The following is a 6,779-nucleotide window of genomic DNA, read 5'->3' as shown; positions in this document are numbered from 1 at the left end:
GACAAGCTGAAAAGGAGGCGGGAAACCGCCTCCTTTTCCGGTCAACTTTAAAAAAGTGACCGCTAACGCTTAGCTTGTCCGGCCGGGAACCATCAGGCGATGCCGAGTTTGAACTTGAGGGACTTGAGAGTGTTTTTCATCAGCATGGTGATGGTCATGGGGCCGACCCCGCCGGGCACCGGGGTGATCCAACCGGCGATCTCCTTGGCCGCATCGAAGTCCACGTCGCCCTTCAGGATCGCAATTTTCTTGCCGGTCTTGGGGCTGATCTTCTCGCCCACGCGGTTGACGCCGACATCGATGACGCAGGCACCGGGTTTGATCCACTCGGGCTTGACCAAGTCGGGCACACCGGCGGCCACGATCAGGATATCGGCGCGCTTGCAGTGGGCGGCCATATCCTTGGTGCGCGTGTGAACCACGGTCACCGTCGAATTGGCCCCCGGGCCCTTCTGCAGCATCATGTTGGCGATGGGCTTGCCGACGATGTTGGAGCGGCCCACCACGACGACCTCGGCACCGCTGGTTTCAACGCCGGCGCGCACGATCATCTCCTGGATGCCCGCCGGGGTGCAGGGCGGGAACTTGACTTCACCGCCGCCGATCATCAACCGGCCGACGTTGACCGGGTGAAAGCCGTCCACATCCTTGTCGGGGTCGATGGCGTTGAGCACTTTCTTTTCATCAATGTGTTTGGGCAGCGGCAGCTGCACCAGGATGCCGTTGATGGCGTCGTCCTCGTTGTACTTTTTGATCAGAGCCAGCAGATCCTGCTCGGAAATGGTGTCCGGCTGGCTGTCCTGAACCTCGTGGAAGCCGACCCGATGAGCGGTTTGAATCTTGAGCGTGACGTAGGAAATCGAGGCGGGGCTTTCGCCCACCAGAATCGTCACCAGCCCGGGCACGACACCATGTTTTTCCTTGATTTCGGCGACCTCGGCAGAAATCTCGTTGAGAATCGTCTCGCGGATTTCCGTTCCCATGATAAGCTTTGCTGCCATGTTCACTCTCCTTTCTGTTGCAATTCGTTTTTGGAATGAGCAAAAGATGCAATGGCGCAGGGTGGCCCGTGGGCCGTCGTAAAATCTTTCTGTGTGTAGTCCAACGACGCCCCGATGTCAAGCCGACAGGCACGCAAGCGGGCAGCCGTTCGCCGACTGAAATTATTTTCTTGACACACCCCGGCCGAACGGGCATTAGTGGGCTTCAAATCGCCGGCGACAGAAAAAAAGATGAGCCATCCCACCTGCCCACATTACTACCTCGTTTCACCCCACCACGGTTGATGGTCTGCCTTTCGCCCAATACGCGGGCACCCGAGCCGCCCCCAACGTATTTAAAAGGCCACCCCGACGCGGCCCACCCCGCCCGCAATGACACCCGCCGCGGTCCGCTTCCCCGGCCCACGGCGCAGCAGTCCCTAACCCCAAAAGGTCATGGAGGAAAAACATGAAGATGCAACGCCCGTTTCTATGCGTTCTGACAGCCTTGGCCGTCCTGTTCACCCTGGCAGTCCTGCCGGAAGTGGAAGCCAAACCGATTCAACTGACCTACAGCATCTTTTTCCCCGCGACCCATGCCCAGTGCCAGGCGGGCGTCGAGTGGGCGCAGGAGGTGGAGAAACGCTCCAACGGGCAGGTCCAGATCACCGTCTATCCTGGCGGCACGCTGACCCAAGCCAATCAGTGCTACGACGGGGTGGTCAACGGCATCTCGGACATCGGCATGTCGGTCTTTGCCTACACCCGCGGCCGGTTTCCCGTCATGGAAGCCGTCGACCTGCCCCTGGGCTATCCCAACGGCCTGACGGCCACCCGCACGGTCAATGCCTTCTATGAGAAGTTCCGCCCGGCGGAACTCTCCGACGTCAAGGTGCTCTATCTGCACGCCCACGGGCCGGGGCTCCTGCATACCCGCACACCGGTCAAGTCCCTGGAAGACCTCAAGGCCATGAAGATCCGCTCCACCGGGCTGAGCGCCAAGGTGGTGGAGGCCCTGGGCGCGGTGCCGGTGGCCATGCCCCAGGGCGCCACTTACGAGTCCCTCCAGAAGGGGGTCGTGGAGGGCACCTTCGGACCCATGGAGGTCCTCAAGGGCTGGCGTCAGGCCGAGGTGATCAAGGCCACCACCGACTGCTACGCTGTGGGGTACACCACGGCCATGTTCGTGGTGATGAACCCCCAAAAATGGGCCCAGCTGCCCCCGGACGTCCAGGAGGTGATGACGGCCGTCAGCCGCGAATGGGTCGACGTGCACGGCAAGAGCTGGGATTCCGCCGATGCCGCGGGCCGCGAGTTCACCCTGAGCCTGGGCAACACCATCATCCCCCTGGAGGAAGCCGAAAGCGCCCGCTGGACCCAGGCGGTCGCCCCCATCATCGCGGAGTATGCCGCCAGTGCGGACCAGAAAGGCCTCAAGGGCACGGAGAGCGTTTCCGAACTCCAACGTTTGATCGGGGAGTTCAGCGGCCAGAAGTAACACAGTCGGTACGCGACACCCCGGCGGGGGACGGCTTTTGCGCCCCCGCCGGGGTGTCGGTCGTCGGGGGCCTGGCGAAGAGTTTGAAGAGGAGAAAGGGCTGTGAGTCTATTTGCCCGGCAGGTCTATTGGGCCACGCGCGTCTTTAACGGGATCGCCGCCGCGGCCATCACCGGGATGATGCTGCTGACCTGCGGCGACGTCCTGCTGCGCTTCTTGCGCCGCCCGATTCCGGGAACCTACGAGATGGTGGGGTTTCTGGGATCCCTGGGGGTCTCCTTTGCCCTGGCGCACACGTCCCTGGAGCGGGGTCACATCGCGGTCGATTTCCTCGTGCAGCGCCTTTCGGAACCGCTGCAGAGACTGGTCGACGGCATCAACGCCCTGGTCTGCGCGGTGCTCTTCGGGCTGGCCGCCTGGCACAGCCTGCGCTACGGGATGGACCTCAAGGTCGCCGGCGAGGTTTCCATGACCCTCCAGCTGCCGGTCTATCCGTTTGTCTGGGGTGTGGCCGCCGGCTGCGGCATGCTGACGGTGGTGCTGGTGATGCGGGCCTGGGGCGCCCTGCTGCGCCTGACCACCGAACGGCCCTGAAAGTGCGGCCGTCTTCTGATACGAGGGGCATGGGGCTGAGCGGCCGCGGCCCTGGAAAGTGGATCCGATGTCTCCGACAACAACCGGCATTATCGGTCTCGCAGCGCTTTTCCTGCTGATCTTCTCGCGGATGCCGGTGGGCTTCGTGATGGCCCTGGTGGGGCTGGTGGGCTTCGGCTGCGTGGTGTCCTTCGGGGCGGCCCTGAACATGATGGTCAAGGACCTCTTCGATGTGTTCGGCTCCTACAACCTGACGGTCATGCCGCTCTTCATCCTCATGGGCCAGATCGCCTTTCACGCCGGCATCAGCACCCGCCTATTCAACGTCGCCTATCGTTTCATGGGCCACTGGCCAGGGGGCATGGCCATCGCCACCATCGGGGCCTGCGCCGGGTTTTCCGCCATCTGCGGCTCCACCAACGCCACCGCCGCCACCATGGCGGCCGTAACCCTGCCGGAGATGAAAAAATACGGCTACCACGACCGGCTGGCCACCGGGGTGGTGGCCGCGGGCGGCAGCCTGGGGATTCTGGTGCCGCCCAGCGTGATTTTCATCATCTACGGGGTGATGACCGAGCAGTCCATCGGCAAGCTCTTCATGGCGGGGATCCTGCCCGGGGTGCTCTTGACGGGGCTCTTCATCCTGACTGTAGTTCTCTGGGCGCGGTTGCGCCCGGGTCTGGCACCCCAGGGCCGGCCGGCGACCTTCAGAGAGAAGATCGCCTCCCTCTCGGGTCTGGTGGAAACCCTGATCCTCTTTCTGATGGTCATGGGCGGGCTCTTCTTTGGGCTTTTCACACCCACCGAAGCCGGCGCCGTGGGGGCCTTCGGCACCCTCGCGATCGCCCTGATCCGCCGCAACATCCACTGGGCAGGGTTTGTTCAGGCCCTGTTTGAGACCACCCGCATCTCCTGCATGATCCTCGTGATCGTGGCCGGCGCCACGGTATTCGGTCATTTCCTGGCCATCACACGCATTCCCTTCGAGCTCGCCGCCTGGGTCACCGGTTTCGATCTGCCCCCCTATGCCATCATGGGGTTGATCATCCTGGTCTATCTGGTGGGGGGCTGCTTCATCGACGCCCTGGCCCTGATCATGCTGACGGTTCCGATCTTCTACCCGGTAGTGACCACCCTGGGCTACGACCCCCTGTGGTTCGGGGTGGTCATCGTGATGGTCACCCAGATCGGGGTCATCACCCCGCCGGTGGGGGTCAACGTCTACGTGGTCAGCAGCGTGGCCGACGGGGTGCCCCTGGAGACGATCTTCAGGGGGGTCCTGCCGCTGCTGGCGGCCCTGGTGGTGGGCACCCTGCTGCTGATCCCCCTGCCCCAGATCGCCCTTTTCCTCCCGGGCTTGATGCGATAGAATCAAGTGCTCCAGATCAAAACATTCCACCGCCCAAACCGGCAGAGCGCAACCCCTCCCAACCTAATTTTTTACATTGTCATCAAAACTGATTTGGGGATGGCGGTGTAAAAGCATTTTACCCCGCCGTGCGGTGTTTGTCAGAAAGGGACTTTGGCGGGCACCGTGGGAATGGACCGGATTTACCACTCCCAATGGTCTGTGTTCATTTTCTTGTGCGGACAAGAAAACGAACCAAAAGAAACCGCCCGCATCCCGGGGCCCTTCGGGCTGCCCTGCGCTTCTCGCAGCCGGCGGGCCCTGTGGAACTCGCTTACGCTCAAACAGCCACAGGGCCTTTATCGCCGGCTGCTGCGATGCTCGGCCCGGGACAACGGGACACAAACCCCCGGCTGCATCAGGCGCTGGAATTACGGCTGTCGTCCTCGAAAAACGCCATACATAGCGGAAATTTGCTTTTTTATGCAGCCATCCTGGCTACAGGCTGGATAGGCGACTGTCGTCCAGGATGCGGATCCCTTTGGCCTGGATCGCTGAAATGGCCCGGTCCAGGTCGTCGAAGCGGAAGATCAGGATGGCGTTGTCGGAGTTTTTTTCCACGAAGCCATAGACATACTCCACGTTGAGCCCCGCCTGCTCGATGATCCGCAGCAGCCGCCCCAGCTCGCCAGGCCGGTCGGGAATCTCCACCGCCAACACCTCGGTCAGGCGCACGGCGAAACCCAGATCTTTCAACACCTGACGGGCCTTGGCGGTGTCGTTGACAATCAGCCGCAGGACCCCGAAGTCGGTGGTGTCCGCCAGGGACATGGCCCGGATATTGACCCCGATCTCCCCCAGGGTGACGGCGATGTCGGCCAGCCGGCCGGTGCGGTTCTCCAGAAAAACGGAAAGCTGTGTGATCTTCATGTTTCCCCCGTCCCTTGTGGTTGGCGTGGGCATGAGCGCTGCGGTTGCCGGGCCGCCCGCTGCTAGAGGGGATAGGGTGCGGCCATCAGCCCGGCGGTCTCCGCCAGGCCCAGCATGAGGTTCATGTTCTGCACCGCCTGGCCGGCAGCCCCCTTGACGAGATTATCGATGGCCCCCATCAGGATCAGCCGGCGGTTGTCGGCGTCCAGGCGAAACCCGATGTCGCAGAAGTTGGTGCCCCGGACGTTGCGGGTGTCGGGCAGGCGGCTGTCGTCCAGCAGCCGGACAAACGGGCGGCCGGCATAGAAATCCTCCAGACAGGCCCGAATCTCGCCCGCCTGGACCCCCTCCCGGGGCTGAGCGTAGATGGTGGACAGCATGCCGCGGCTCATGGGCAGCAGGTGCGGCACGAAGGTCAGGTGGACGGACTGCCCCGCCGCCCGGCTGAGGACCTCGTCCATTTCGGGGTTGTGGCGGTGCGCCGCCACCTTGTAGGCCTTGAAGGACTCGGCGACTTCGCAGAAATGGCTGGTCAGCGACAGCCCCCGCCCGGCGCCGCTGACGCCGGACTTGGCATCGGCCACCAGCGACTGGGGCTCCAGCAGGCCGCCGGCCATGAGCGGTACCAGGGGCAGCAGGATGCTGGTGGGGTAGCAGCCCGGGTTGCCCACGATCCGGGCGGCGGCGATTTCTTCGGCGTTGACCTCGCAGAGGCCGTAAACCGCAGTTGCCAAAAGCTCGGGCGCGCTGTGGGGTTGGTAGGCGGCTTCGTAGTGGGCGATGTCGCGAAAGCGGAAATCCGCCGAAAGGTCGATCACCCGTTTGCCCCGGTCCGCCAGCCCGGGCACGATCCCCATGGGCAGTTTGTGGGGTAGAGCCGTGAAGAACACCTCCGCCCGGTCGCAGACGCGCTCGGGGTCATAGGCCTCGCAGGTCAGGGGCACCACCCCGGCCATGGCCGGGTAGAGCGCATCGAAGCGAACCCCCGCGTACTGCCGCGAGGTGATGACGGTCACCTCCACCTCGGGGTGCCCCCAGAGAATCCGCACCAGTTCAGCCCCGGCGTAACCGGTGGCCCCGATCACACCCACACGGGTCATGTTGCCTCCTCGCACCCAGATTTTGAAGCGGGCATGTCCACTGCCCGCAAAATTTTTAAGCGCCCGGACACCCCGGCCGATGACCGCCCGGCGACCGCTGCCTGCTGGTTTTCTATGGCACTTTGCTCGCCTTGTCAATCATGTCAAACCCCAGGCGGGTCGCGCCTGCCCTGCCCCGCGGCGGCCCTTGGGCCGGCGCCGGTTTTCATTTGACAGCCCGCCGGGCGCTTGCCTATAAACCGGCAGGAAGTTCACCGCCAGCCGGCAGCCGGGGGGCCCAGACCAAAGGAGGCGCGCGATGTTCAAACAAATTCTGGTGGGTATCGATG

Annotated in this window: 6 protein-coding genes; 3 read left to right on the top strand and 3 right to left on the bottom strand. The window is 63.4% G+C overall.

All coding sequences use genetic code 11. The annotated features are described in order from the left end of the window. Positions 1-92: 92 nt before the first annotated feature. Complete coding sequence (gene folD, locus LJE63_16920; GenBank protein MCG6908288.1) at positions 93-1,001, bottom strand: bifunctional methylenetetrahydrofolate dehydrogenase/methenyltetrahydrofolate cyclohydrolase FolD; 909 nt, start codon at positions 999-1,001, stop codon at positions 93-95. A gap of 448 nt (positions 1,002-1,449) precedes the next feature. Between folD and LJE63_16915 the strand changes: the two genes are divergently transcribed. From LJE63_16915 to LJE63_16905, 3 genes are all read left to right on the top strand, one after another. Then, the gene (locus LJE63_16915; GenBank protein ID MCG6908287.1) at positions 1,450-2,478 is read left to right on the top strand and encodes a TRAP transporter substrate-binding protein; all 1,029 of its coding nucleotides are present in this window, start codon (positions 1,450-1,452) and stop codon (positions 2,476-2,478) included. Positions 2,479-2,580: 102 nt separating this feature from the next. Continuing rightward, on the top strand, positions 2,581-3,072 hold the full coding sequence (locus tag LJE63_16910; protein ID MCG6908286.1) for a TRAP transporter small permease: 492 nt from the start codon (positions 2,581-2,583) through the stop codon (positions 3,070-3,072). Positions 3,073-3,139: 67 nt separating this feature from the next. Continuing rightward, a complete protein-coding gene (locus LJE63_16905) occupies positions 3,140-4,441 on the top strand; it encodes a TRAP transporter large permease (protein MCG6908285.1) in 1,302 nt (433 codons plus the stop codon). 477 nt (positions 4,442-4,918) lie between these two features. Here LJE63_16905 and LJE63_16900 read toward each other — a convergent pair whose 3' ends face one another. Beyond that, complete coding sequence (locus LJE63_16900) at positions 4,919-5,350, bottom strand: ACT domain-containing protein (protein ID MCG6908284.1); 432 nt, start codon at positions 5,348-5,350, stop codon at positions 4,919-4,921. Between the two features lie 62 nt (positions 5,351-5,412). Beyond that, a complete protein-coding gene (gene argC / locus LJE63_16895; GenBank protein ID MCG6908283.1) occupies positions 5,413-6,450 on the bottom strand; it encodes an N-acetyl-gamma-glutamyl-phosphate reductase in 1,038 nt (345 codons plus the stop codon). Positions 6,451-6,779 lie beyond the last annotated feature (329 nt).

The organism is Desulfobacteraceae bacterium, assembly GCA_022340425.1.
GTDB lineage: Bacteria > Desulfobacterota > Desulfobacteria > Desulfobacterales > JAABRJ01 > JAABRJ01.
Note: the sequence above shows the minus strand (reverse complement) of the source record. Positions and strands in the feature narration are given on the sequence as shown.

Excerpts from the sequence above, each read along its gene's own strand:
- folD (MCG6908288.1), bottom strand. The coding sequence starts at position 1,001 with ATGGCAGCAAAGCTTATCATGGGAACGGAAATCCGCGAGACGATTCTC.
- LJE63_16915 (MCG6908287.1), top strand. The coding sequence starts at position 1,450 with ATGAAGATGCAACGCCCGTTTCTATGCGTTCTGACAGCCTTGGCCGTC.
- LJE63_16905 (MCG6908285.1), top strand. The coding sequence starts at position 3,140 with ATGTCTCCGACAACAACCGGCATTATCGGTCTCGCAGCGCTTTTCCTG.
- LJE63_16900 (MCG6908284.1), bottom strand. The coding sequence starts at position 5,350 with ATGAAGATCACACAGCTTTCCGTTTTTCTGGAGAACCGCACCGGCCGG.
- argC (MCG6908283.1), bottom strand. The coding sequence starts at position 6,450 with ATGACCCGTGTGGGTGTGATCGGGGCCACCGGTTACGCCGGGGCTGAA.